Source organism: Nocardioides sp. Root240, assembly GCF_001428825.1.
GTDB lineage: Bacteria > Actinomycetota > Actinomycetes > Propionibacteriales > Nocardioidaceae > Nocardioides.
This window is the reverse complement of sequence record NZ_LMIT01000002.1, coordinates 820,643-844,519: the sequence shown is the minus strand read 5'-3', so window position 1 is coordinate 844,519 and position 23,877 is coordinate 820,643. Positions and strand designations below refer to the sequence as shown.

Genomic DNA, 23,877 nt, shown 5'->3' with positions numbered 1-23,877 from the left:
GCGGGCCGTGAATGAGCAGGTGCAGGTGCCGGTCAACGTCGTCGTCGCAGTCGACGGGACCTCGGGCTCGGGCAAGTCGAGCACCTGCCGGGCCGTGGCCGACCGGCTGGGGCTGCGCTACCTCGACACGGGGGCGCAGTACCGCGCGATGACGTGGTGGATGCTGCGCCAGGGCGTCGACGTGCACGACGCGGACGCCGTCGCCGCGCGTGCCCTCGACCCGGTCATCGTCTCCGGCACCGACCCGCTCGCCCCGGCCATCACGGTCGACGGCACCGACGTCTCCGTCGAGATCCGCAGCGACGAGGTCAACGCCGCGGTCTCGCCGGTCAGCGCCGTGCCCGAGGTGCGGGCGCGACTGGTCGACCTGCAGCGCGAGATCGTCGGTGACGGGGGGATCGTCGTCGAGGGGCGCGACATCGGCTCCGTCGTGTGCCCCGGCGCCGAGGTGAAAGTCTACCTGACCGCCGACCCGTCGGCCCGTGCCGCCCGCCGCGCCCTCGAGAACGGCGGCGCCGACGTCGCCGCCACCGAGGCCTCGCTCCTCGCCCGCGACGAGATCGACTCCGGTCGGGCGGTGGCACCGCTCACCAAGGTCGACGGCGCGGTCCACATCGACTCCACCGACCGCACCCTGGACGAGGTCATCGACATCGTGGTGGGACTGGTGACGGAGAGCGTGTGAGCGCTCACGACGCCGCCCCCCGCTCCGACGGGGTCCCCCCACCCGCCCGCTGGCTCCTGGTCCGCGGGCGTCCGACGTCGCGCTGGCTGATCCGGCGGCGGTACGACGTCCACGTCCACCATCCGGAGCGTTTCCCCGCCAGTGGACCGGTCGTCGTGGCCGGCAACCACGTCGGCTTCGTCGACGGCCCGCTGATGGCGATCTTCGCCCCGCGGCCGGTGCACGCGTTGACCAAGCAGGAGATGTTCAGCGGGGCGCTGGGCTGGTTCCTCCGCCGGGCGGGGCAGGTCCCGCTCGACCGCTTCCACACCGACGTGCGGGCGGTCCGCACGGCGCTGCGCGTGCTGCGCGACGGGCACGCCGTGGGCGTCTTCCCGGAGGGCACCCGCGGGCCCGGCGACCTGGCGGAGTTCCACACGGGGGCGGCGTACCTGGCGCTGGTGACGGGGGCGCCCGTCGTACCGCTGACCTTCCTGGGGACCCGCGAGCCCGGCGGCACGAGCAGCTCGCTGCCGCCGAAGCGGGCCCGGATCGACATCGTGGTCGGTGAGCCGATGGCCGTCGATGCGGTGTCCTGGCCCCGGACGAGGGATCATGTACGTCTGACGTCGGCTGCCCTGCGCGCGCACATGCGCAGCGGGCTCGCCGACGCGCTCGAGGAGACGGGGCGGAGCCTGCCGGGCCCGCTCCCGCAAGGAGATCGTGATGAGTGAAGCTGCCCCGACCGGGGTGGTCCCGGTCCTGGCCGTCGTCGGCCGGCCGAACGTCGGCAAGTCGACCCTGGTCAACCGCATCCTCGGCCGCCGCGAGGCCGTCGTCGAGGACATCCCCGGTGTGACCCGCGACCGGGTCTCCTACGACGCGGAGTGGAGCGGACGCGCCTTCACGCTGGTCGACACCGGCGGCTGGGACCCGGACGCCCGCGGCATGGCCGAGCAGATCAGGGCGCAGGCCGAGATCGCGGTGAGCCTCGCCGACGCCGTGATGTTCGTGGTCGACGCGACCGTCGGCATCACCGACGCCGACGAGGCCGTCGTCCGGGTGCTGCGCAAGTCCGGCAAGCCTGTCGTGCTGGCGGCCAACAAGGTCGACGACGAGCGCACCGAGGCGGAGGCCTTCGGTCTGTGGAACCTGGGCCTCGGCGAGCCGATCGTCGTCTCCGCCCTGCACGGCCGCGGCTCGGGCGACCTGCTCGACGCGGTGCTGGCGGTCCTGCCCGAGGCGCCCGAGCGCGAGTACGACGCCCCCGGTGGCCCCCGTCGTATCGCCATCGTCGGTCGGCCCAACGTCGGCAAGTCCTCCTTGCTCAACAAGCTCGCCGGTGAGGACCGGGTCGTCGTCGACAACGTCGCCGGCACCACCGTCGACCCGGTCGACGAGCTGGTCGAGCTCGGCGGCGAGGCCTGGCGCTTCATCGACACCGCGGGCATCCGCAAGCGGGTCAAGGAGGCCTCGGGCCACGAGTACTACGCCTGGCTGCGCACCTCGACCGCCATCGAGCGGGCCGAGGTCTGCGTGCTGGTCCTGGCGGGCAACGAGTCCATCGCCGAGCAGGACATGCGGATCCTGCAGGAGGTGCGCGAGGCCGGCAAGGCGCTCGTCATCGCCTTCAACAAGTGGGACCTCGTCGACGCCGAGCGCCGCTACTACCTCGACCGCGAGATCGAGCGCGACCTCGTGCAGGTGCAGTGGGCGCCGCGGATCAACATCACCGCGATGACCGGGTGGCACATCGACCGCCTCGTCCCCGCGCTGCACCGCGCGATCGAGGGTTGGGAGACCCGGATCTCGACCGGCGCCTTCAACGCCTTCCTCGGCCGCATCGTCGCCGAGCACCCGCACCCGGTGCGCGGCGGCAAGCAGCCGCGCATCCTGTTCGGCAGCCAGGTCCAGAGCGCGCCGCCGGTGTTCAAGCTGTTCACCACCGGCAAGCTCGACCAGGGCTACGAGCGGTTCATCGAGCGCCGGCTCCGCGAGGAGTTCGGGTTCGTCGGTACGCCGATCGAGATCAAGGTGCAGCCGCGGGAGAAGCGCGGGCGTTCGTAGTCGTCGAAGTTGTTGCGGTTTGGTCCCAAACCGCAACAATTCCGCCTCGGGACGTGCAGTTCCTGCCCAATCGGCGGGATCTCCACAGGACGGGGTCCGCCACTTGCTTCGTTCGAACAAATGTTCGAACATGGGTGGGTGAGCATCCGCCCCCTCGAGACCCCTGACCTGGTCGACCCGCGTGCGGTCCTCGACCAGCTGCGCGGTCGGATCCAGGCCCTCGAGGGCGGCCCCACCCGGTTGGCCGTGCCGACCCTGCCGGCCTTCGACGGACTGGTCCGGCTGCGCACCGGCGGGGTTTACGGCGTCGACTCGGCCAGCCTCGGCATGGCGCTGGCAGCGGGGGCCTCGCAGGCCGGGGAGTGGGTCGGCTTCGCCGGGTGGGACGACTTCGGCGTCGAGGCGGCGCACCAGTGGGGCATCGACCTGTCCCGCACCGTCCTGGTGCCCGCGCCCGGTGAGCACTGGCTCGAGGTCACCGCGGCGCTGGTCGACGTGCTCAAGGTGGTGGTGCTGCGACCACCCGGCTCAGTCGACGCGAAGTCGGCGAGCATCCTCGACGCCCGGCTCCGGGCCCGGGCCGGGGTGCTGGTCGTGCAGGGGGACTGGCCACGGTGCGAGGTCCGGCTGGCCACGGAGCGGAGCACCTGGCTGGGCATCGGTGCCGGCAACGGCCGACTGCGCGAGCGGCACGTGGAGCTGGCCGCCCGCGGCGGCGGACGGATGCCGGCGCGCTCCGAGCTGGTGATCGCCGGATGAGGAGCCCCTGATGCGGACCATGGTCGTGTGGTGCCCGGACTGGTCGGTGACCGCGGGACTCCTCGAGCTCGCCGACGCCCGCACCGACGACGACCCGGTCGCCGACGTGAGCGCGCCCGCTGCCGTGCTCGCCAACAACCGGGTGACGGTCTGCAACGCCACCGCCCGGGCCGAGGGGGTACGCCGTGGTCACCGCCGCCGCGACGCCCAGGCGCGCTGCCCCGAGCTGGTGCTGCTGACCGCCAACCCCGACCGTGACGCGCGTTGGTTCGAGCCGGTCCTCAGCGCGGTCGAGGAGGTGCGCCCGGGTGTGGCGCCGCTGCGGCCGGGCCTGCTCGCGCTGCCCGCGCCGGGTCGCTTCTTCGCCCGCGGGGGAATCGGTGGTGAGGAGACCGCCGCGGCGGTGCTGGCCGAGCACCTCGTCGGGGCGGGGGTGTGGGACTGCCGCTTCGGCACGGCCGACGACCTCTACGCCGCCGAGCGGGCCGCCCGGGAGGCCCCGCCCCAGGGCTGCCTGGTGGTGCCGGCCGGCGGGTCCGCGGATTTCCTGCGGGGGCTGCCGGTGACCGCGCTCGCCGACGACGGGCCGGAGGGGGCCGAGCTCTCCGACCTGCTGCGGCGCCTCGGCCTGGTGCTGCTCGGTGACTTCGCGGCGCTCTCGGGCGCCTCGGTCAGCAACCGGTTCGGCAGCTACGGCGTCGAGGTCTGGCGCCGCGTGCAGGGTGAGGAGGTCACCCGGCTCGCCTCGCGGACCCCACCGCCGGAGCTGACCTGCGAGATCTCCTTCGAGCCCCCGCTCGACTCGGCGGAGGCGGTGACCTTCAGCGTCCGGACGACGGCGGAGCGGTTCGTCGCGGGACTGACCGACCGGCAGCTGGTGGCCACCGGGGTGCGGATCGAGGCGGAGTTCGAGGAGGGCGTCTCGGCGCGTACCTGGCTGCACCCACGCTGCTTCACCTCCCGTGACCTCGTCGACCGGGTGCACTGGCAGCTGCAGGCCGGGATGGCGAGCTCCGGGCTGCGCAGCCGGAAGTCGACGGGGGAGACGATCACCTCCGCGGTGGCCCTGGTCCGCTTCCTGCCCGACACCGTCGAGCCGGCCGGCGCCCACGTCGACGGACTGTGGGGCGGTGGGGCCGACGACCAGGTGGTGCGCGGGGTGGCCCGGGTGCAGGCCATGGTCGGCTACGACGCCGTGCGCGTGCCCGTGCGCCAGGGCGGGCGGGCCGCGACCGACCGCCAGGCCCTGGTGCCGTGGGGCGAGCGGCCGGTCGGACTGCGCCCGGTCGACCGGCCGTGGCCGGGCCAGATCCCCGGGCCGGCGCCGAGCCGGGTGTTCGCCGAGGCGCTGGAGGCGGAGGTCGTCGACGAGGCCGGCGTCGCGGTCGCCGTCACCAGCCGCGGCCAGGTGACCGGTGCACCGTGGCGGTTCCGGATCGGACGACGCTGGCATCCGGTCGGTTCGTGGGCCGGTCCGTGGCCGGTCGACGAGTCCTGGTGGCTGGGGGCGGGCTCCGGCGGCCGGGCGGCCCGGTTCCAGGTCGTCGGGGTCGACGGCCGGGCCTGGCTGCTGCGCTGGCAGACGCCGGGGGCGTGGCAGGTGGAGGCGGCCTATGACTGACCCCTGACCCGCCTGCAGCGACCCGTCCCAGAGGCGCCCGTCGGGGGCTACCCTGCAGGGAACGACTCTTGGAGGTACTCGATGGCACGCAGCGGTGGGCCGGCGGACCTGATCTCCCGGAACCTGAGGGCCCTCCACGGCGCGCTGGAGCACAGCGTGACCGTGCAGACCACCAAGCTCCAGGAGCTGATGGACGACATGGTCACCCGCGGCGCGCTCACCCGCACCGAGGCCGACCAGCTGCTCGGACAGCTGCTGAGCTCCAGCAAGGCCTACTCCCAGGCGCTGCTGCAGGTCCTGGACACGATCACCGAGACCGCGACCGCGCCGGTCCGGGCCACCGCGGGACGGATCGCCCAGGCGGTGACCCAGGCGCCCAAGCTGATGCCCGGGCGACGGAGGACGCCTGCGCCGCCCCGGGCTGCGGAGGCGGCTCGGGTGCCGGTCGCCGCCACGGAGGCTCCGGCTGCGAGCAAGCGTCCTCGGCTGACGGTGGTCGACCCCTCGGCGAAGGCCGCCGGCGCCGACGGGCTGCCGGACCTGTCCACGCTGACCGTCGCCCAGGTCAAGGCCCGGATCGCCGGCCTCGACGCCTCCGCGCTGCGCCGGCTGCGGGACCAGGAGGTCGCGGGCAAGAACCGCAAGGGTGTGCTGGCGGAGATCGCCCGGCAGCTCGACTGAGCCTGGTTCCAGGCTGAGCGTCGGTCCTGGTCGTCAGGCTCCAGCCGGCGCGGCGGCGAAACCGTCGTCGGTGAGCACCGGCACGACCTCGTCGGCGTCCAGCTCCGCCGCCGCAGCGACGTCGGCCCCGAACCCGATCGCCACCAGCTCCTGCCCGCTCGCGCAGGCCCGGAGCTCGTGGGCGAGCTGGTCGGCGACGTGGCGGTACGCCGCGACCGCGTGCCGCACTTCGGCGCTGATCGCGACCGGTCCGCGGGCGCCGTCGGACCCGTCGAGCACGCCGAGCAGCCGGTCGAGCAGCCGGTCGAGCACGGCACCCGCTCCCCAGAGGTCCTCGACCGCAGGCCGCAGGCTCCCGTCCGTCCAGCGCTCGCCCGCCGGTACCACGGCCACGGTCGCGCCGGCGGCGACGCGCGGTGCGAGCCAGTCCGCGACGGCGGTGCGGTTCCGGAGGGACGCCCCGACGACGGTCGGTGCCGTGGGGGAGTCGCGCAGGGCCGCGCAGATCGTGGATCCGTTCGGCGAGGGCAGGACCAGGCGGGCGACGTACCGGCTGGCGAGGAGGGTCGCGGGCGAGAGGCTCGGCGGCGGGTCGTCGAGGTGCTGCGCCTCGAACCGGCCCACGGCGAGCACGGCCCTGCGTTCCGCGGCGTAGGCCGCGGCGCGCTCGTCCTTCCAGGGGAAAGGGTGGACCCGTGTGCCGCGGCGCGTCGCGATCGAGAGCGTCGTGGTGAACGACAGCACATCGACCACCACGGCGATGTCGGCCGCGGGAGGTCCGGCGCAGATCGCGGCACCACCGGTCGGTCCCCACTCGAGCCGGATCCGGCTGGCGTGCTGGGTGTGGGCCGGGTCGACGTCCAGGGCGGTGGGGGCGACGGCCATGGCTCGAGGCTAGTGCTCGCCCGTGCCGACGTCAGAGGTACTGGCCCGCGGCCTGCTTCGGCTCGCGCCACCCGCCCTCGCGGGCCTGGTGGAGCAGCGCGGCCGTGGTCACGGCGTCGTCGGTCTCGAGCACGGTGGCGCGGACGAGCTCCTTGAGGTCGGCGCCCGTGGCGCCCTCGGTGGCGCGGGCGACCGCGTCGAGGTCGAGCGCGGTGTCGCACCAGGCGAGGTAGCGGCCGAGGATCGCGCGGCGCCCCTCGACGTTGGGCGCCTCCATCTTGATGACCGTGTCGAAGCGCGACGAGCGGCGCGCGGCCTTGTCGATCTTGCGGTGGTCGTTGGTGGAGGCGATCACGACGACGCCGCTGCGGTCGGCGAGGCCGCCGTCCATCACGTTGAGGAACTCGCGCAATCGGTGCGGGTTCGTCTGGCCACGCTCCCCGGCGATCAGGTCGAGGTCGTCCATCAGGATCAGGCACGGCGACAGGTCGGCGGCCAGGTCGAACAGCTCGGTGAGGAAGTGCTCGGTCACGTAGGTGCCGGGGACCAGCACGGTGGCGGTGCCGGCGAGCTCGTGGGCGACGACGGTGCCGAGCTGGGTCTTGCCGGTGCCGGGCGGGCCGACGAGGAGCAGGCCGGTGCTGGTGCCGAGACCGCGGGCGGCGAGGTCGTCGGCGAGGTCGAGCACGCGGTGCACGCGGCGGTCGATGGTGTGCCACACCGCGTCGTCGAGCTTCAGCAGGTCGCGGGAGGCCTTCGGGGCGCTCCAGCGCTGCAGCTGCAGGCCGGCGTTGGTGGACGTGACCCGGTAGGCGCCGCGCCAGTACGGCGACGCGGTCGTGCGGCAGGTGCGCAGGAAGGACTCGAACACCTCCGGCAGCACCGCCGTGTCCTGTGCCCGGCCGATCAGGTCGACGTCGGGACCGAAGCGGTCGAGGACGACCCGCACCACCAGGGGCACCTCGGCCAGGGTGCCCGCCGGCAGCAGCACCGTCGCCGCCGTGAACGCCCGCACGTCACCCGAGGCGCCGGGGATCGTGGCGGTCAGCGCCGGCGCGGTCGGGACCGCACCGGCGGCCGTGAGTCCCCAGCGCTCCTGCGCGTCGTGCAGCCAGCGCCCCACGGCGTGGGCCGCCGGCGGGTCGGGGGACTCGCTCAGCACCTCCACCGCGTCGGTGGTGACGCCGAGCAGCGAGGCGGCGTGCTCGTAGGCCGTCGGCGTGACGGGCTTCCGACGCGCGAACTCGCGGTCGATCGCGTCGGCCAGCAGGCGCAGGGCAGGCGTCGCTCCCTCCTCGAGGAGGTCGAGCGCGTCGATGTCGGTCATGGTCACCACCTTCGGTCGGTCGTCGGGACGGGCGCTGCGCCCGCGCCGGACGGCGCGAGCACAGTGGGCCAGTGTGCGTCCCGGCAGCACCGACGTGCCAATGGTTATCCAGGGGTCCGACGCATCGGCGAGGCCCTCAGTCCGGCGTCTGGGTACTCTCGCGGCGGGTGCCCTCCGGGTCGTCGGTCCGCTCGTCGGACTCGTCCAGGATCGCCTCGGCCTGGGCCTCGGGGTCGTCGCTCCCGGCGGCGACCTCCTCGGGGAGCAGGTGCGCTCGTTCGGCTGCGCGCTCGGCGTTGCGGCGCTCGTCGTCGGTTCGGTGTCCCATGGGTGGTCGTTACCCGGTCCGGGCCCGGCCAGTCGAACGCCTGGTGCCGGCCCGGGCGGCGTGACAGGCTGGAGCGCATGGCCCGTTACGAGGTCAACCCCGACGCGGTGACGAGGGCGCGCGAGCTGATCGCGGCCCATCAGTACGTGCTCGACAGCGACTGGGGCGAGGTCCAGCCCGACGCCGAGGCCGGCAACCAGCTCCTCGAGCGCCACGGCTGGGCGGCCTACGCGGCGTGGCACCTCGGCCTGACCCAGGGCGCGAACGACGAGACGAAGGCCCGGTACGCGTTCGTCTACGGCGACTACCGTCGCGTGCACCGCTCGGGCCTGATCGCCTGCGTCTACCGCGCGGCCGAGTGGCGCCACAAGGCGGTCGAGCGGGCGGCCTACGACCTCCTGCAGGAGCTCGACCGCACGGCCGGCCTCGACGGCTGACCGGGAGGGCGCTCGGCCGAGGGTGCTACCAGGTGCGGACCCAGACGCAGTGCTCGGAGGCGCGCAGGGTCTGCATGGCCTGCTCCGACAGCGGCTCGGCCGCGTCCGTGACGACGTAGCCGAGGCTGCCTCGGGTCGACAGGTGCTGGCCGACGACGTTGTCGCCGGCGTCGGAGAAGGCGGCGTTCAGGCTGGCGAGAACGCCGGGCACGTTGTGGTGCAGGAAGCCGATCCGGTGGCCGGGCGTGTACGGCCCGGGGAGCACGTCGGGCAGGTTCACCGACAGCGCGGTGCTGCCCTCCAGCGCGAAGCGGGCGAGCTTCTCGGCGACGAATCCGCCGATCTCCTCCTGCGCCTCCTGCGTCGAGCCGCCGATGTGCGGGGTGAGGATGACGTTGTCGAGCCCGCGCAGGACGGACGTGAAGGGGTCGCCCTGGGCCTTCGGCTCGGCCGGGAACACGTCGACCGCAGCGCCCGCGATGTGCCCCGAGAGCAGGTTCTCCCGCAGGGCGTCGTAGTCGACGACCATGCCGCGCGAGGCGTTGATGAACATCGCCCGTCGCTTCATCTGCGCGAACTCCGCGGCACCGAAGAAGCCGGCGTTGCCGGGGCGTCCGTCGACGTGGAGGCTGACCACGTCGGCCTCGGCGAGCAGCTCGCCGAGCGTGCGGACGCGGCGGGCGGTGCCGTGCGCAGGGCGGTCGGCGGCGTCGTAGAAGACGACCTTCATGCCGAGCGCCTCGGCGACGGTCGAGAGCTGGGTGCCGATGTTGCCGTAGCCGACGATGCCGAGGGTGCGGCCGCGGACCTCGTGGCTGCCCTTGGCCGACTTGTCCCAGACGCCCTCGTGCATCCGCTCGGTCTTCTCCGGCAGGCGGCGGGCGAGCGAGATGATCTCGGCGATCACGAGCTCGACGACGCTGCGCGTGTTGGAGTACGGCGCGTTGAAGACACCGATGCCGCGCTCGGCCGCCGCGGCCAGGTCGACCTGGTTGGTGCCGATGCAGAAGCAGCCGACGGCCAGCAGGTCGGGGGCGGCGTCGAGCGCGCGGGCCGTGACGGTGGTGTTGGAGCGGATGCCGAGCAGCTGGACGCCGGGCAGCTCGGCGAGCAACTCCTCCTCGGACAGCGAGCCCGCACGGAGGTCCACGTCGTACCCGCGGCCCTCCAGGTACTCGACAGCGGCCGGGTGGATGTTCTCGAGGAGCAAAGCCTTCACGGGACAACGGTACGGCGCACCGTCGCGCCCTCGTGCACCGGCCGTCGGACGTGGGACGGCCGGCCCCTGGGCTCAGGCGACCCGGTACGGCGGCTCGGGCTCGCGGCCCTGGAACGCCAGGATCGCGGGGTTGACCACACGCCCGTCGCGGATCTCGATCGCGCGGCTCAAGGTCTCGTCAGCGTCCCAGGAGGGGCCGCCCTCGAGGACCCGGCGCACGAACGGGAGGAGGGCGCTGCTGTTGTCCCACGTCGCGGAGTTCCACAGGTACGACGGCGAGTGGTCGACGCCGTAGTAGAGGACGTTGTCGCCGACCAGGAAGGTCGGGTCGTCGAAGCCGGTCGGCCGGGCGAAGGTGAAGCCCATGCCCAGGTCGCACGACACGTCCACGATGAGGCTCCCCGGGCGGAAGGCGGTCAGGTCGTCGTCGGCCAGGTAGATCAGCGGCTGGGCGGTGTCCTGCAGGGTGCAGTTGACGACGATGTCGTTCTCGGCGAGGTAGGCCGGGAGGGGCTCGCGTCCGCGCTCGGTGATCACGTGGCTCGGCTTGCCGGGGTCGGCGTCGTGCTCGAACTGGCGGATCCGCACCGAGTGGATCGGCGATCCCACGGCTGCCACGCCGCGGTTGGTCAGCACCGCGACCTCGTGCACCCCGTGGGCGTTGAGGGCGGTGACGGCTCCGCGAGCGGTCGCGCCGAAACCGATCACCACCGCGCTCAGGCGGCGACCGTAGTCTCCGGTCAGGCCGGCCAGCTGGAGGGCGTGGAGCACCGAGCAGTACCCGGCCAGCTCGTTGTTGCGGTGGAACACGTGCAGTCCCACGCCGCCGTCGTGCGTCCAGTGGTTCATCGCCTCGAAGGCGATCAGGGTCAGTCGCTGGTCGATCGCGACCTGGGTGAGCTCGGCATCCTGGACGCAGTGCGGCCAGCCCCACAGCACCTGTCCGGAGCCCATCGCGGCGACGTCGGAGAGCTGCGGCTTGGGCAGCAGCACCACGTCGGAGTCGGCGAGCAGCTGCTCGCGCGAGGCGAAGCCGGCGACGTGGGGGCGCAAGGAGGCGTCGTCGACGCCGAACCGGGCGCCGTACCCGTGCTCGAGCGTGATCCGCGCCCGGATGTCGGCGTCGACGTGCGCGAGGTGGTCGGGGTGGATGGGCAGCCGGTGCTCGTTCTCCTTGGCTGACGACCCGATGACGCCCAGGCTCGAGAGGGTCACTTCTTGCGGTCCGGGTGGATCTTGTCGGAGAAGGTCTCGCCGGTCTCCTTGGCGCGCTTGTCGGCGCGCTTCTCCTTGATGGACTTCCCGGTCTTCTTGGACATGCTCTGACGAGGCGACTTGTCGCTCATGACGGGATCTCTCTGAGAGGAAGCCTGAATGGCTCCGGCTCATGACACTACGCCTGTCGGTGTGTGGCGGTGCCATCGCGGTGCGGCGATACTGGGGCATGGCCCGCAACCGGACGTTGGCGTGCGTGATGGCACACCCGGACGACGATGCGTACGGCATCGCGGGCACGGTCGCACTGCATGCCGACGAGGCCGACTTCCGGTTCGTGCTCGTGCTCGCCACCCACGGCGAGCTGGCCGACATCCCGGCGGGCGCCTCGTGGACGCGGGAGGACCTGCCCGCGATGCGTCAGGCCGAGGACGAGGCCGCGTGGCGGGCCGTGGGTCGCGTCCCGGACCGCCACGAGTGGCTGGGCCTGCCCGACGGCGGGCTGGCGGACCTACGGTTCGAGGACGTCGTCGACGCCGTGCTGCCGATCCTGGACGAGGAGGACCCGGCGGTCGTGGTGACCTTCGGCCCGGACGGCATCTTCGGCCACCCCGACCACATCACGATCGGTGCGGCGACCGACGAGGCCTTCCGGCGGCTCCGTGCGCCGGGGCGCCGGGGCTTCCAGCGGCTGGTGCACGGCGCCGTACCGCAGTCGGTGTTCGAGCGCTGGAACGCCCAGCGCGCGGAGATGGGGCTGCCCACCTTCGACCCGACGCAGACCTACCACATGCGCGGTGTCCCGGACGAGGAGATCGGGGTCGTCGTCGACTGCGGCTCGGTCGCCCACCGCGTGGTCGCAGGGCTGCAGCAGCACCGGAGCCAGCACCACGTCATGTCCGACGACCCGACCGACACCGAGCAGTGGGCGCGCCGGGTCCGGCGCGAGTCCTATGTCGTCGTGTGGCCTGAGCGGGAGCCCGGGGCGCCGTTGCTGGCCGACCTGTTCGAGGGCCTCGACTGATCTTTTGCTCGAACAGGTGTTCGACTAGCATTCCGGGATGGGATGGAACAACCCGCCCGTCCCGTGGCGGGAGCTGGAGCGACGCCTCTCGGGCCGCGCGCCCGACATGGAGGCGCCGGTCTCGCGTCGCAAGCGGCCGCGCGCGGAGCCCGAGCAGGTCGTCCGTCCCGACGGCGCGCCGCCGTACGCCGAGCTGCACTGCCACACCCACTTCAGCTTCCTCGACGGTGCGAGCAGTCCGGGCGAGCTGGTCAAGGAGGCCACCCGGCTCGGCCTGACCGGGCTCGCGCTGACCGACCACGACGGGTTCGCGGGGGCGCCGCTGTTCGCCGAGGCGGGTCGAGACTACGACCTCCCCACCGTGTACGGCGCCGAGCTCTCCCTCGACCTGACCCGCACCCAGAACGGCGTCCCCGACCCCGAGGGCAGCCACCTGCTGGTCCTGGCGCGTGGGGTCGAGGGCTACCACCGGCTCTCGGGGGCGATCACCGAGGCGGGGCTCCGCGCGCCCGAGAAGGGCAGTCCGGCCCACGACCTCGACGAGCTCGCCGAGCGCGGTCGCGGGCACTGGCTGGTGCTCACCGGCTGCCGCAAGGGCGCGGTGCGGCAGGCGCTGGCCGCCCACGGCCCGCGGGCGGCGGGGGAGCAGGTCGACCTGCTGGTGGACCGGTTCGGGCGCGAGAACGTGGTCGTGGAGGTGATCGCGAGCAGCCAGCCGGGTGCCGACGAGACCAACGAGCTGCTCGCCCGCGTCGCCGACGACCGCCGGCTCCCGGTGGTGGCGACGGGCAACGTCCACCACGCGACCCCGGAGGGGCGGCGGCTGGCGGCGGCGATGGCCGCGATCCGGGCGCGGCGCAGCATCGCTGAGCTGGAGGGCTGGCTCGACCTGTCCGGTGGTGCGCACCTGCGCAGCGGGGAGGAGATGCTCCGGCTCTTCGGTCGCCGGCCGGAGGTGGTGGGACGCTCCGCCGTCCTCGCGGACGAGCTGGCCTTCGACCTGCGCAAGGCCTCGCCGCAGCTCCCGAAGCAGGGGATCCCCGAGGGCCTGACGCCCGGCGAGCACCTGCGCGACCTGGTGGAGCGGGGTTTTGCGAAGCGCTACGCCCACGAGGCCCACGCGGCGAAGGCGCGCGAGCGGATCGAGAACGAGATGAGGGTGATCCTGGAGAAGGACTTCGCCGGCTACTTCGTCATCGTCCACGACATCGTCGCCTTCGCCCGGGACCGGGGAATCCTCTGCCAGGGCCGGGGATCGGCGGCGAGCTCGGCGGTCTGCTACGCCCTCGGCATCACCGCGATCGACTCGGTCTACTTCAACCTGCCCTTCGAGCGGTTCATCTCCCAGCACCGCGAGGAGGAGCCGGACATCGACGTCGACTTCGACTCCGACCGCCGCGAGGAGGTCATCCAGTGGGTCTACGACACCTACGGCCGGCGCAACGCGGCCCAGGTCTGCAACGTGGTCAGCTACCGCCCGCGGATGGCGGTGCGCGACGCGGCCAAGGCGCTCGGGTTCTCGCCCGGTCAGCAGGACGCGTGGTCGAAGTCCATCGACGGCTGGGGGAGCGCGGTGGAGGCCGACCAGGGCATCCCGCCGCAGGTGGTCGCGCTCGCCGAGGAGCTGATGGGCGCGCCCCGCCACCTCGGCATCCACTCCGGCGGGATGGTGCTCACCGAGCGCCCGATCGGGGAGGTCTGCCCGATCGAGAAGGCGCGGATGGACAACCGCACGGTCCTGCAGTGGGACAAGGACGGCTGCGAGTCGATGGGGTTGGTGAAGTTCGACCTGCTCGGCCTCGGCATGCTTGGCGCGCTCGACCACATGATGCAGCTGATCGACGAGCACACCGGCAGGCGCTGGACCCTCGAGAGCATCCCGAAGGAGGAGCCAGAGGTCTACGACATGCTCTGCCGCGCGGACTCCATCGGTGTCTTCCAGGTCGAGTCGAGAGCCCAGATCGGCACCCTCCCGCGGCTCAAGCCGCGCTCCTTCTACGACCTCGCCATCGAGATCGCACTGATCCGTCCCGGCCCGATCCAGGGCGGTGCGGTCCACCCCTACATCCGCCGTGCCACCGGCCGTGAGGCGGTGACCTACGACCACCCGTCCCTCGTCCCGATCCTGGGCCGCACCCTCGGCGTCCCGCTCTTCCAGGAACAGCTGATGCAGATGGCCGTCGCGCTCGGCGACTGCAGCCACGACGACGCCGACCTGCTGCGCCGGGCGATGGGCTCCAAGCGCGGGATCGAGCGGATCGAGAAGGTCAAGGACAAGCTCTACGAGGGCATGGAGGAGAAGGGGATCACCGGTGACCGGGCGGACGCGATCTACGTCAAGATCCTCTCCTTCGCCGGCTTCGGCTTCGCCGAGTCGCACGCGCTCAGCTTCGCGCTGCTGGTCTACGCCTCCTCGTGGTTCAAGCTGCGCTACCCGGCCGCCTTCCTCGCCGGCCTGCTCCGCAACCAGCCGATGGGCTTCTACTCCCCGCAGTCGCTGGTCGCTGACGCCCGCCGCCACGGCGTGACGGTGCTCCCGCCGGACCTCGCGCGCTCGGGGGTGCAGGCGGGGCTCGAGCCGTGTCCGCCGTACGGCAGGGACCGGCACCGGTACGACGACGCGCTGGCCGTGCGCCTGGGCCTCGACGCGGTCAAGGGCATCGGCAAGGACGTGGCCGAGCGGATCGTGGCGGAGCGCGCCGTGGCGCCGTACCCCGACCTCCCGGACCTCTCCCGCCGCGTCGGGCTCACCTCCACCCAGCTGGAGTCGCTGGCCACGGCGGGCGCCTTCGACTCGCTCGGGCTGGACCGGCGGCAGGCGATCTGGATGGCCGGGTACGCCGAGCACGACGGCCAGCTCCCCGGCAGCACCCCCGCCCCGGCCCCGCCCGTGCTGCCCGGCATGAGTCCGATGGAGGTCACCCTCGCCGACCTGTGGGCCACCCGGATCTCCACCGACGTCCACCCGGTCGAGCACTTCCGCGACCAGCTGGCCGCCGCCGGCATCCGGGCGGTGGGCGACCTGAGCACCGCCGAGGCCGGCCGCCGGGTCCACGTCGCCGGCCTGATCACTCACCGCCAGCGCCCCGGCACCGCCAGCGGCATCACCTTCCTCAACCTCGAGGACGAGACCGGCATGCTCAACGTCGTCTGCTCGCCGGGCGTGATGAAGGCCCACCGCCAGGCCGCGCGCAACAAGGTCGCCGTCGTGATCCGCGGCCTCCTCGAGCGCGAGGACGGGGTGACCAACCTGGTGGCCGACCGGATCGAGTCCCTCGACACGGTCCTCCCGGGCACCGGCGCCGCGCTCCAGGCCCGCCAGTCCTCGCGCGACTTCCGGTGAGTCCGGTCGCGACACGACGCGCGGAGAGGGCGATTCGGGGGCAACGGCACTGCTGCGGTAAGGTTCCGACCGCTCCGACTGGCGATCCCGGGCGGAGTGTTCGGGCTGTAGCGCAGCTTGGTAGCGCACCTGACTGGGGGTCAGGGGGTCGCAGGTTCAAATCCTGTCAGCCCGACCGATGTTTACGCAGGTCAGAGCCACTTTGAGAGTCATTCTCAAAGTGGCTCTTGCCGTTCCTGCGCCCTAAATGGACACACTTTGGACACAGGACACACGGCAGGTTCAGGGGTTATCGCCAACTCAGGCAGCCTTGGACACGCTCAGCGGCTCTCAGAGGCACTGGCAGGGTCTCGACGGGCACGGGTGCCACTCGTGGCCTGACAGGCGCTCACGGGCTCTACGCTGAACGGCAGAGACCCCCGGCACAACTCTGCCGGGGGTCTCCTCCGCTGAAAGCGGGCGCGCTCAGAACACTGCCTGAATCAACCCCACGACGAGACCAAAGAAGCAGGCGAGCGCGACAAGCAAGACGGGAAGCAGTATCAGCATGCCGCCGCAGGACATGAGCCCGTTGCCGACGTCATTCCCGGCCATCAGGACACGTCATCCATCGACAACTCGCCGTTGATGACGGGCGGCGGGAGGTCGTCGCATAGCCGGTAGTAGTCCTTGGCAATGGAGACGTTGCTGTCGCCAGGGTTCTCTTCGTACCAAGCCTCAAGTTCGGTGCATGTGTCCCCAGCATCCTTGCCCCCGATTGACGACACCACGGCGATGACGACGAAGACCACCAGCACCGCTAGCGCAAGGCATCCGAGCAGCAGGAGAACTCTGTCGAGGTCGTCGCGCCATGTCCGATGCTTGCGCACATTTTGAGCATCGTCAGTTCTCCCGGCTCCCCCTGTGCCCGCGAGCGAGGCAACAGGAGATTGGCCATAGCGGCACTTCACGGCGGCGACCCTGATGGGCTCCGCACAGAACGGACACGGCCTCATCTCTTCGGGTGCGCCAGTGCTCGTCTCGTTGCTTTCGGACGTCATGCCACGACCCTATAGAGACGTATACGTCACAGGCACAGAACACTCAAACATCTGGTCTCTGGCCGTATGCCGCTCAGCCGGATGGGGTTGGCAAGTGCCCAAGACCCCCGTTCCGCAGGCCGCGCTCACCCTTGGCGAACGAGTCCGTGAGCGCAGGCATGAACTCGGGCTCTCTCAAGAGCGTCTGGCCGAGGGCACCGCACTGCACTGGTCATTCATCGGGCGCATCGAGCGCGGGCAGGCGAACCTGACACTCCGCAACATCTTGCGGTTGGCGGATGCCCTTCAGGTTGACGCTGGCGACCTGCTGCGTGGTCTCCAAGCGGACTGAGGGTTTGTGTCGGACCCCCGCCGTAGTGTCTGTCCTGTTGGCACGCGAGCCACCACACGACCATTGATTATTCAATAGTGGAAACCCACTTTGGGTCTCAGAAACTTCCTGAGATTTTAAAATGTATAAACTGCGACGGCATGCTTGAACCGCAACAAAAACCGCACTACCGGTTCGGATAGTGCGCCCCGTGCCTCAGGCTGCTGATGCGTCGAGTTCAGCCGACACAATCACCGCTTTGACGGTCGATGGGTACCACTTGCTACCGCCCCGAGCCGTAGGCACTCCATCGGCATTCAGGTTTGCCGCAATGGCTGCCAACGTTCGGCCCTCCTGCCGCTCGCTCACAATGCGCTCTGTGACCTCCTGAGGCATCACACGCGGCCTTCCGAGCCGCTTGCCTTGCGCCTTCAACTGCTGCAATGCCGCGCTCGTTCTAGCGCCGATGATGCGCCGCTCGTACTCGGCAAACGAAGCCATGACATTCGCCATGAGAGCCCCGCTAGGCGTTGTGGTGTCAATCGCCATGTCCAGCACCACGAGTTGCCAACCCTCGCGCTCTGCCGTCGCCATGAGGGAGGCAAAGTCCAAGAGCGAGCGGCTGAGCCTGTCCAACTTGCTCACAACGAGAATCCCAGCATCCCCAGCACGGAGAGATTCAAGAGCCTGACCGATGCCAGGACGGACGAGACTCTTGGCGCTGAATCCATCGTCAGTCACGTACTCGATGGAATCCCAACCCCGACGCATTGCCTCAGCGTCAATGACTGCCTTCTGGTCTGCGAGTCCGAGCCCGCTCATGGCTTGTTCCTCAGTCGAGACCCTGAGATACCCAATGACTGCCGTTGATTGGTTCCGCTTTGCCACGTTCTGAGCGTACACAATCCGAACCTTTTATGTAACCGACCCCAAGAATCTTTCATCTTGGGGTCGGTTTGCCTGCTCCACTTTGGCACTCATGCTCTAGAGCGGGGTTGGGTGTGGCCCAGCGTTTACGAAAGCGATTGCAGTTTCACGGGGATTCCGCGCCGTCCAACACCGCGAGCGTCTTCGACGCGTCACCCACGAGTCGATACACCGCGAGAGGGACGACCGAGAATCCGGGTTCTTGAGGAAGGTCGGCCAAGCCAGTGCCGCCGACCGTGTGCAGGAAATTATTGATGAAGCCTGTAAAGCCAGCGCGGTTCACCGAACCATCATCGTTAACCAACGACGGGGCGTCATCGTCTGACAACGGCTCGTGCCCGTAGTGACCGATGGTCCCGACCATGGTCCAGTCCTGTGCCGACACACCGTAGCGAGCGAACAGTACTTCTGTGTCACCGTCCAGGAAACGCTGGCCCTCCTGAAGTCGAGCGGTAACAATGGCGTCCGTTGAGCCTGACGGCAGCATGTTGAGATGCAAGCCCGTGGAAAACATACCTCGGGAAACGCGCACGATTCCCTGCATGTACTCCCGCTCAATCACTGAGCCGCCGTACGTGATTGTGACAGGTGGAACATTGTCTTCCAGTTCTCGGTCCGCTATTGGAATGAGTTCTGGACGCTTGGTTGAACGTTGACCGCCTTGCTGGCCCTTTCGTAGGGGCGGCGGTGCCGCCTTTTCCATGACGCCAAGGTCTACGAGGCCCTGCCAGGTCGTGGCGAAACCAGTCAAGATGGACGTGACGTATCGAGCATCGAAGAGCGCCGCTGGAGCCGTGATTCGGATGAGAGTCCCGGGTGGGTAGCGGTCCCGCATTTGCTCGCCCCAGAGGTCACTATTAGCCGCATCATCAGAAATATCAGTCAGCAGGCCAAGAGATTCCAACGATTGCTCGAGGGTGGGGAACAGAGCGTCACCCATCGATTTCTGAGAGGTCGCATCCGTACCCCAACGTTGCGAATGTTCTGCAAGACCCTTGAAGCCACCGCCCGTAGTCTTCTCGTGATGTGTCTGCTCGGTCGACTCTTCGACGATGCCGTCGTCCAACTGCGCCAGCAGTCCCCGGACCTTGTCCACGTCCACGTACAGGAACTCGCGAAGAATCATGACCTACGTCCTTATGGGGTTGATGTCCAGTCTCGGGGCGATACTACGTCTACGAGCCACCTGCCTTGTGACGATTGCGAGCCCGTCACGAGGCTCGCCCGTGACGGACTCGCCATGCACCCTAGATGCCCACCTCGTTGACGAACTCGTTTAGACCTAGATTCTCGGCCTTCTTCAAATTAAATGTTGCCACGACGGCATCCTTGGATGCTTGGAAGTGTGCTCGGTATCCCATTAGGTCTACGCCTGCCATGACACTTTGAGGATTGCCAACGTGAGGAATGAGATTCAACTGAACCGTGAGGATGGATACCTCATTCCTGTCATTCTTTGTTCCGTAAGTCTCGGTGCACTCGACCTGCTGGCATAGACAGTCGTACCCATCATTGTTGATGCACGAGTGCCCGAGCAAGATTCTCGGGCATACCGTTTGATTGCCAGCGTGAGGTTCGAAGTCCAGGCCCGTGCTGCTCACAACCTTTGTAAACTCACTCACGAGTACCACGGCCTACCTGATTCACGACGCCCGGCAGGTATCTCATTACCTTCGCGGCGTCCATCGGTTCCGTAATATCTAGGCCCATTGCCTGTGCAAGCAGCAGTGCATTTGTCACCTTGATTGCTGCAATCAGCTCATCAATCTTCTCTTCGTTCATATTGTTCAACTCCATTATTTGATACCGCTCATGAGCGGTTTAGGCAGATTGTGCCCATGTTCTTCATCTTCGTACCGGCTGCGCCGGGATGACATTCGGCTAGCGCCTCAGTCATCATGCCTTGAATCCCTCTTCTAATGTTAGAGAAGAGAATCAATCTTTGGCCGTAGGCGCTTGCGCCGCAGGCTTGGGGTTTGGGTCCTCCCATGAAACTTCTTAATCTTTACAAATTGTTGGAATATGGGTGTGAACGGGACAGACCCTCAACGTTATTGTTGATGGGCACCTGACTTCATTCTCTAGAACCCCCGTCAAGCCATGCGGTCAGTGTTCCTGTTCTAGATGTATCGGTTGTTACCCCGGTGCCGTGTCTTGTTCCATTCCCACGGTGACAGTCAGAGAATCCGCTACTAGCCGAACAAGGCCATTCCCTGATGTAGTCGCAAGAGGACTTAGGCTTGCCCCTTGCAATGTGTTGGGTCCAGCGTGCTGGTCAACACTGTCAGGCTTGGGCGACCTCAGAATATGAAAGAAGCCCGTAAGCGGATTCCCCTACGCTTACGGGCTGTCGGTCGCCAATCTTGGTAAACACGGTCCTTCTATTCGATACGTCTATCGAAAGTCTCCGAGCACGACGGGGAATCCCGCTCAATCTAAGTATATCACACTTTCCGTGTGCGATAAACATTCACACCAATTTTTTATTGGTCCCAATGAGTTGTACGTCAGTAACTCATTGGGACCGTGGAAGCCAAGGAGGAACGCGCTACGTTTGTTCTGGCTTCCGCTTATATTATATCACGGTTTGGTTCCCCGGACGCCAAGTGGAAAAAACATCCAGGGAAGAGCGGTGCGGATTGAATCCAGCATTATTGACCGTTTCTCATTCGTTCAATCTCGCTCGCTTCTATTATACCGCTGTCTAATTTCTAAGGATTACGACCAGTATTTCTCATCAGATTATTACCTTTGAGAACTCTAGACTAGAAACTGTAAAGATTATGCCGAATTCTGTCTAGATTATTGCAATCCTTCACGTCTAGTTTTCCTGGTTCTTGGATTGTTCAAGTGCGTTAGCAATGTTCTTGTTCAACATGTCCATGATTCCCGTGTCATCTGTTGGGAAGAACTTGGCGTAGGTGTTGAGTGTGAATGCTGCATCGGTGTGCCCCGCCCATGCCTTAATTCGTGGCAGGTCTACGCCCTGACGAATCCACAGGCTGATTGCCGTGTGTCGGAGGTCGTGCACCCTGCAAGACAACTTGGCCTTGGTCAGAGCCGTTGCAAAGGCACGCCTGTTGAACGTCCGTGGATTGACTTGCGTCCCGTTGGAGGTGGTGAAAACCCATTGCCCGCCAAACCGGCTCTGGTGCTCCTTCAGAGCCTCGGTGACGTGCTGGGGGAGTGGCACCGTCCGATGGGCTGCGCGAGTCTTCGGACGCTCTAGGACCAGTCCCTTGCCGACAACCTCGGTGACGGTGTTGTGAACCGTCGCGGTGCCCTTGAGCAAGTCCACGTCACTCCACCTCAGTGCGGAGGCTTCACCGATGCGGAACCCCGAGTAGGCCAAGAACAGGACCAGAGCCTTGAACCTCGGATTGATTGCCTCTGCCAACTGGTGAATCTCGGCATGGTCGAGAACCACCATGGGGTCACGGTCCACGGTGGGCAGATTGATGCCCACGCATGGCGTCTCTCTGATGTACCGGCCCGCCACAGCCGTTTTCATGGCTGCTGAGAACTCCTTGTAGCAAGCCCTGATGGTTGATGCGCTCACCCTGGCCTCTAGCACCATGGAAGCAATCCAGTCCTGTACTGCTGCCTGTGTGATTCGCTCCAGCGGCCAGTCATCCCAACGGTTGACGTGGTTGTCGTAGAGCGTCTTGGAGGTCGTCAAGGTGACCTGCTTGACGTTCACGCGGCTCTTGACGTGCAGCGGGTAGAACGCCTTAAAGGTGGTCCGAGCTGATACCGGGTCGATGCCTCTGCCAGTGGCCTGCTCGGTCTCCACCTGAGCCTTGAATGTCAGGGCGTCCTGATGCCGTGTGAACGCCTTGCGCCTGCTCTTGCCCTCCACGCGGTACCTGACGTTGTAGGACGCTCCACGCTTCTCAATCGTCGCCATGTGTCCACCATAGGAGTCAAGGGGTCTCTGGACCATCACTTTGGACACACGGTGGACACGGGACGACGGCGCTAGTGCTGTCGGCAGGACATGACGGCTGACCTGCCCGAACTCGTCATGATATCCGAATTAGGGGTCTGACCTGCAAAAACTCTGAGTATCTGTACATTTCTATGCTGCCCTAGAGCAGCACCTAGAATGCGTTCGCACATCTGGGGGTCAGGGGGTCGCAGGTTNCGTGACCTGCGGAGACGCAGATCGCGAGCCACTCGCCATTTCAGGCTGGTCAGGCGGGTCGGTCGTCGACGAGGCGTCGACCGGTGATCTGGGTCGGCTGCACGCGGACGGTCACCGGACGGAGGCCGCGAGCCCACGGCAGCGGGCGCTCGGAGCGGAGGGACGGCAGGTCCTCGCTGTCGACGTAGGCCGACGTGCCGCGGACCAGGACGCTCCAGCCGGTCTGGTGGAAGTCGTCGAGCCGATCGACCTCGAAGGCGACCGTCGCCCCGTCGAGCCAGCGGTGGAGGTCACCGGCCGGCGAGACGCGGAACAACACCGTCGACCCGTCCATCCGGAAGTTGACCGGGAGCGCGACGGGGCCACGGTCGTCGGCGTAGACGATGCGGCCCACCCGGGCCAGGGCGAGCAGCCGGAGGCACTCGGGTCGGGCGAGCTCGTGCAGGTCGGCCTGCTGGAGGTCCTCGTAGGTGTCCATCGTCGTTCTTCCTTCCGTCAGGCAGCGTGGTCGAGCTCGTCGAGGCAGGCGGCGCCGATCATTCGTCCCCAGCGCTCCGCGCGGTCCTCCTCTCCCTCCACCAGCGGACCGCGGGTGCCCTCGACGAGGAAGGCGACCGGGTTGCGGAGCAGGTGGAAGCCGCGCCGACGCAGGAGGCGGGCCGCGGTGACGCCGGCGGCGATGGGCAGGCGGTGCACCCGGGCCGCACGCGTGTCGAAGACCGCGACCCGGCTGGTCCCGAAGCGCTCGGGGCCGATCGTGCGGATCCACTCGCGGGCACCTGTCCCCGCCCGCTCGGGAGCGGCTCCGTGCCGGACGGCGTCGGCGCGGCTGCTCGGCCGGCTCAGGGAGAACGCGTGGGTCGGGGCGCCGAGGAGCAGCAGGTCCACGTCGACGGGACCGGTGGACGCGATCGACGTCACGGGGACGCTGTGCGCCTCGAATCCGGCGCGGTGGAGGCCGCGGACGATCGCCCGGGCGACCTGCGCGGTGTTGTCGAACAGCGACTCGTAGACGACGAGGGCGCTGGGCGCGGCGCGGCTCATGACGGCAGCAGGGTGTTCGGCTCGGGGACGACGGCGACGGTGGTGTGGGCCCGCTCGACCACGGCGGCCGCGATCGACCCGGTCACCAGACGTTCCACGGTGTCCAGGGGGTGTCGTCCGACGACGACCAGGTCCCAGGCCGAGGTGTGTCCGCCGAGGACGTCGTCGACGAGGCCGTGGGTGACGCGCAGCGTGGCCGGGACGTCGGGGTACTTCTCGGCGAAGCCCGCGATCGACTCGGCCAGGAGGAGGTGCGCCTCGTCCTCGGGGCCGAGGTCGACGTCCTCCACGCGGACGTTGCGCAGGCCGGCGACGGCTGCGACGACGTCCCACACGCAGTGGACGGCGGTCAGGGGCTGGGCGTGCAGGGACGCCTGCGCGAAGGCGAAGTCGAGGACCGCGAGTGATGCCTCGGTGCCGTCGACGCCGACGAGGACGCCCTTGCCGTGCAGCCCCTCGACCCGTGGCCGGCACACGACGACGGGGCAGGAGGCGAGACGGCTGACCGTGGCGCTGACCGAGCCGAGCAGCATGCTGCGGACGGCGCCGCGTCCCCGGGACCCCAGGACCATCAGGTGCGCGTCGCGGGACAGGTCGACCAGGGTGCTGCGGGGATCGCCGGCTGCGGACAGGCCGATCACGTCGAGGTCGGGAGCCAGCCCGCGGGCGAGCTGGACGGCTTCGGCATGGGTGCGGTGGGCGCTGGCGCCGTCGGCCGTGACGACCACGAGCGGGCGGCGCTCGAGGTGCGCCTGCTCGGCGGCCCAGGTGATCGCGCGAGCAGCGTGCTTGGAGCCGTCGGCCCCGACGACGATGCTGCCCGGCTGGATGACGGAGGACAT

Annotated in this window: 23 protein-coding genes and 1 tRNA gene; 11 read left to right on the top strand and 13 right to left on the bottom strand. The window is 68.8% G+C overall.

All coding sequences use genetic code 11. The features are described 5' to 3' along the window. The first annotated feature begins 7 nt into the window (after window positions 1-7). From cmk to ASE20_RS07080, 6 genes are all read left to right on the top strand, one after another. Entirely contained in the window at window positions 8-685 is a 678-nt protein-coding gene (cmk, locus tag ASE20_RS07105) for a (d)CMP kinase (RefSeq protein WP_200952724.1), read from the top strand. Further along, window positions 682-1,398 (top strand): lysophospholipid acyltransferase family protein, encoded by a 717-nt coding sequence (locus ASE20_RS07100; RefSeq protein ID WP_056893791.1) that lies wholly within the window; start codon window positions 682-684, stop codon window positions 1,396-1,398. The genes cmk and ASE20_RS07100 overlap by 4 nt, the downstream gene beginning before the upstream one ends. Beyond that, entirely contained in the window at window positions 1,391-2,731 is a 1,341-nt protein-coding gene (gene der / locus ASE20_RS07095) for a ribosome biogenesis GTPase Der (RefSeq protein WP_056893790.1), read from the top strand. The genes ASE20_RS07100 and der overlap by 8 nt, the downstream gene beginning before the upstream one ends. Before the next feature lie 138 nt (window positions 2,732-2,869). Further along, entirely contained in the window at window positions 2,870-3,490 is a 621-nt protein-coding gene (locus ASE20_RS07090; protein ID WP_056893789.1) for a hypothetical protein, read from the top strand. Window positions 3,491-3,500: 10 nt separating this feature from the next. Continuing rightward, window positions 3,501-5,111 carry a DNA polymerase gene (locus ASE20_RS07085; protein WP_056893788.1) on the top strand — a complete coding sequence of 537 codons (1,611 nt, stop codon included), beginning with the start codon at window positions 3,501-3,503 and terminating at the stop codon, window positions 5,109-5,111. An 81-nt stretch (window positions 5,112-5,192) separates the two neighbouring features. Next, window positions 5,193-5,792: a hypothetical protein gene (locus ASE20_RS07080; protein WP_056893787.1), complete on the top strand. Its 600-nt coding sequence runs from the start codon at window positions 5,193-5,195 to the stop codon at window positions 5,790-5,792. Between the two features lie 33 nt (window positions 5,793-5,825). Here ASE20_RS07080 and ASE20_RS07075 read toward each other — a convergent pair whose 3' ends face one another. From ASE20_RS07075 to ASE20_RS07065, 3 genes are all read right to left on the bottom strand, one after another. Further along, a complete protein-coding gene (locus ASE20_RS07075; RefSeq protein WP_056893786.1) occupies window positions 5,826-6,677 on the bottom strand; it encodes a 2-phosphosulfolactate phosphatase in 852 nt (283 codons plus the stop codon). 31 nt (window positions 6,678-6,708) lie between these two features. Further along, window positions 6,709-8,004: an AAA family ATPase gene (locus tag ASE20_RS07070; protein ID WP_157538622.1), complete on the bottom strand. Its 1,296-nt coding sequence runs from the start codon at window positions 8,002-8,004 to the stop codon at window positions 6,709-6,711. Window positions 8,005-8,140: 136 nt separating this feature from the next. Further along, entirely contained in the window at window positions 8,141-8,332 is a 192-nt protein-coding gene (locus ASE20_RS07065; protein WP_056893784.1) for a hypothetical protein, read from the bottom strand. A 77-nt stretch (window positions 8,333-8,409) separates the two neighbouring features. Between ASE20_RS07065 and ASE20_RS07060 the strand changes: the two genes are divergently transcribed. Next, window positions 8,410-8,769: a hypothetical protein gene (locus ASE20_RS07060; RefSeq protein WP_056893783.1), complete on the top strand. Its 360-nt coding sequence runs from the start codon at window positions 8,410-8,412 to the stop codon at window positions 8,767-8,769. A 25-nt stretch (window positions 8,770-8,794) separates the two neighbouring features. Here ASE20_RS07060 and serA read toward each other — a convergent pair whose 3' ends face one another. Both serA and ASE20_RS07050 read right to left on the bottom strand, forming a co-directional pair. Then, window positions 8,795-9,988 (bottom strand): phosphoglycerate dehydrogenase, encoded by a 1,194-nt coding sequence (gene serA, locus ASE20_RS07055; RefSeq protein ID WP_056893782.1) that lies wholly within the window; start codon window positions 9,986-9,988, stop codon window positions 8,795-8,797. A 72-nt stretch (window positions 9,989-10,060) separates the two neighbouring features. Continuing rightward, window positions 10,061-11,203 carry a N(5)-(carboxyethyl)ornithine synthase gene (locus tag ASE20_RS07050; RefSeq protein ID WP_056893781.1) on the bottom strand — a complete coding sequence of 381 codons (1,143 nt, stop codon included), beginning with the start codon at window positions 11,201-11,203 and terminating at the stop codon, window positions 10,061-10,063. A gap of 259 nt (window positions 11,204-11,462) precedes the next feature. On the opposite strand from ASE20_RS07050, the gene ASE20_RS07045 reads away from it, so the two are divergent. The 3 genes from ASE20_RS07045 to ASE20_RS07035 all read left to right on the top strand — a co-directional run bounded on the left by ASE20_RS07045 (window position 11,463) and on the right by ASE20_RS07035 (window position 15,745). After that, window positions 11,463-12,227 carry a PIG-L deacetylase family protein gene (locus ASE20_RS07045; protein WP_200952723.1) on the top strand — a complete coding sequence of 255 codons (765 nt, stop codon included), beginning with the start codon at window positions 11,463-11,465 and terminating at the stop codon, window positions 12,225-12,227. Window positions 12,228-12,264: 37 nt separating this feature from the next. Beyond that, complete coding sequence (locus tag ASE20_RS07040; RefSeq protein ID WP_056893779.1) at window positions 12,265-15,570, top strand: error-prone DNA polymerase; 3,306 nt, start codon at window positions 12,265-12,267, stop codon at window positions 15,568-15,570. A 101-nt stretch (window positions 15,571-15,671) separates the two neighbouring features. Further along, window positions 15,672-15,745: transfer RNA gene (locus tag ASE20_RS07035), tRNA-Pro, on the top strand. A gap of 418 nt (window positions 15,746-16,163) precedes the next feature. Here the strand turns inward: ASE20_RS07035 and ASE20_RS25000 are convergent. Continuing rightward, window positions 16,164-16,610 carry a hypothetical protein gene (locus ASE20_RS25000; protein ID WP_162261029.1) on the bottom strand — a complete coding sequence of 149 codons (447 nt, stop codon included), beginning with the start codon at window positions 16,608-16,610 and terminating at the stop codon, window positions 16,164-16,166. 94 nt (window positions 16,611-16,704) lie between these two features. On the opposite strand from ASE20_RS25000, the gene ASE20_RS07025 reads away from it, so the two are divergent. Further along, window positions 16,705-16,941: a helix-turn-helix domain-containing protein gene (locus ASE20_RS07025; RefSeq protein ID WP_056893777.1), complete on the top strand. Its 237-nt coding sequence runs from the start codon at window positions 16,705-16,707 to the stop codon at window positions 16,939-16,941. Between the two features lie 195 nt (window positions 16,942-17,136). Here ASE20_RS07025 and ASE20_RS07020 read toward each other — a convergent pair whose 3' ends face one another. The 7 genes from ASE20_RS07020 to ASE20_RS06995 all read right to left on the bottom strand — a co-directional run bounded on the left by ASE20_RS07020 (window position 17,137) and on the right by ASE20_RS06995 (window position 23,877). After that, window positions 17,137-17,808, bottom strand: a complete 672-nt coding sequence (locus ASE20_RS07020) for a recombinase family protein (RefSeq protein WP_056893898.1) — start codon at window positions 17,806-17,808, stop codon at window positions 17,137-17,139. A 145-nt stretch (window positions 17,809-17,953) separates the two neighbouring features. Continuing rightward, a complete protein-coding gene (locus ASE20_RS07015) occupies window positions 17,954-18,973 on the bottom strand; it encodes a hypothetical protein (protein ID WP_056893776.1) in 1,020 nt (339 codons plus the stop codon). A 488-nt stretch (window positions 18,974-19,461) separates the two neighbouring features. Continuing rightward, the gene (locus ASE20_RS24655) at window positions 19,462-19,629 is read right to left on the bottom strand and encodes a hypothetical protein (RefSeq protein ID WP_157538621.1); all 168 of its coding nucleotides are present in this window, start codon (window positions 19,627-19,629) and stop codon (window positions 19,462-19,464) included. A gap of 1,039 nt (window positions 19,630-20,668) precedes the next feature. Continuing rightward, complete coding sequence (locus tag ASE20_RS07010) at window positions 20,669-21,754, bottom strand: tyrosine-type recombinase/integrase (RefSeq protein WP_056893775.1); 1,086 nt, start codon at window positions 21,752-21,754, stop codon at window positions 20,669-20,671. A gap of 286 nt (window positions 21,755-22,040) precedes the next feature. Beyond that, the gene (locus ASE20_RS07005) at window positions 22,041-22,469 is read right to left on the bottom strand and encodes a pyridoxamine 5'-phosphate oxidase family protein (protein ID WP_056893774.1); all 429 of its coding nucleotides are present in this window, start codon (window positions 22,467-22,469) and stop codon (window positions 22,041-22,043) included. Between the two features lie 17 nt (window positions 22,470-22,486). Then, window positions 22,487-23,035 carry a flavodoxin family protein gene (locus tag ASE20_RS07000; RefSeq protein ID WP_056893773.1) on the bottom strand — a complete coding sequence of 183 codons (549 nt, stop codon included), beginning with the start codon at window positions 23,033-23,035 and terminating at the stop codon, window positions 22,487-22,489. Further along, window positions 23,032-23,877, bottom strand: a complete 846-nt coding sequence (locus ASE20_RS06995) for a universal stress protein (protein WP_056893772.1) — start codon at window positions 23,875-23,877, stop codon at window positions 23,032-23,034. Before ASE20_RS06995 ends, ASE20_RS07000 begins: the two co-directional genes overlap by 4 nt.

Bases quoted from the DNA above. Each gene is read 5' to 3' on its own strand.
- der (WP_056893790.1), top strand. From the start codon at position 1,391: ATGAGTGAAGCTGCCCCGACCGGGGTGGTCCCGGTCCTGGCCGTCGTC.
- ASE20_RS07085 (WP_056893788.1), top strand. From the start codon at position 3,501: ATGCGGACCATGGTCGTGTGGTGCCCGGACTGGTCGGTGACCGCGGGA.
- ASE20_RS07080 (WP_056893787.1), top strand. From the start codon at position 5,193: ATGGCACGCAGCGGTGGGCCGGCGGACCTGATCTCCCGGAACCTGAGG.
- ASE20_RS07075 (WP_056893786.1), bottom strand. From the start codon at position 6,677: ATGGCCGTCGCCCCCACCGCCCTGGACGTCGACCCGGCCCACACCCAG.
- ASE20_RS07070 (WP_157538622.1), bottom strand. From the start codon at position 8,004: ATGACCGACATCGACGCGCTCGACCTCCTCGAGGAGGGAGCGACGCCT.
- ASE20_RS07065 (WP_056893784.1), bottom strand. From the start codon at position 8,332: ATGGGACACCGAACCGACGACGAGCGCCGCAACGCCGAGCGCGCAGCC.
- ASE20_RS07060 (WP_056893783.1), top strand. From the start codon at position 8,410: ATGGCCCGTTACGAGGTCAACCCCGACGCGGTGACGAGGGCGCGCGAG.
- ASE20_RS07045 (WP_200952723.1), top strand. From the start codon at position 11,463: ATGGCACACCCGGACGACGATGCGTACGGCATCGCGGGCACGGTCGCA.
- ASE20_RS07040 (WP_056893779.1), top strand. From the start codon at position 12,265: ATGGGATGGAACAACCCGCCCGTCCCGTGGCGGGAGCTGGAGCGACGC.
- ASE20_RS25000 (WP_162261029.1), bottom strand. From the start codon at position 16,610: ATGACGTCCGAAAGCAACGAGACGAGCACTGGCGCACCCGAAGAGATG.
- ASE20_RS07015 (WP_056893776.1), bottom strand. From the start codon at position 18,973: ATGATTCTTCGCGAGTTCCTGTACGTGGACGTGGACAAGGTCCGGGGA.
- ASE20_RS24655 (WP_157538621.1), bottom strand. From the start codon at position 19,629: ATGAACGAAGAGAAGATTGATGAGCTGATTGCAGCAATCAAGGTGACA.
- ASE20_RS07010 (WP_056893775.1), bottom strand. From the start codon at position 21,754: ATGGCGACGATTGAGAAGCGTGGAGCGTCCTACAACGTCAGGTACCGC.
- ASE20_RS07005 (WP_056893774.1), bottom strand. From the start codon at position 22,469: ATGGACACCTACGAGGACCTCCAGCAGGCCGACCTGCACGAGCTCGCC.
- ASE20_RS07000 (WP_056893773.1), bottom strand. From the start codon at position 23,035: ATGAGCCGCGCCGCGCCCAGCGCCCTCGTCGTCTACGAGTCGCTGTTC.
- ASE20_RS06995 (WP_056893772.1), bottom strand. From the start codon at position 23,877: ATGTCCTCCGTCATCCAGCCGGGCAGCATCGTCGTCGGGGCCGACGGC.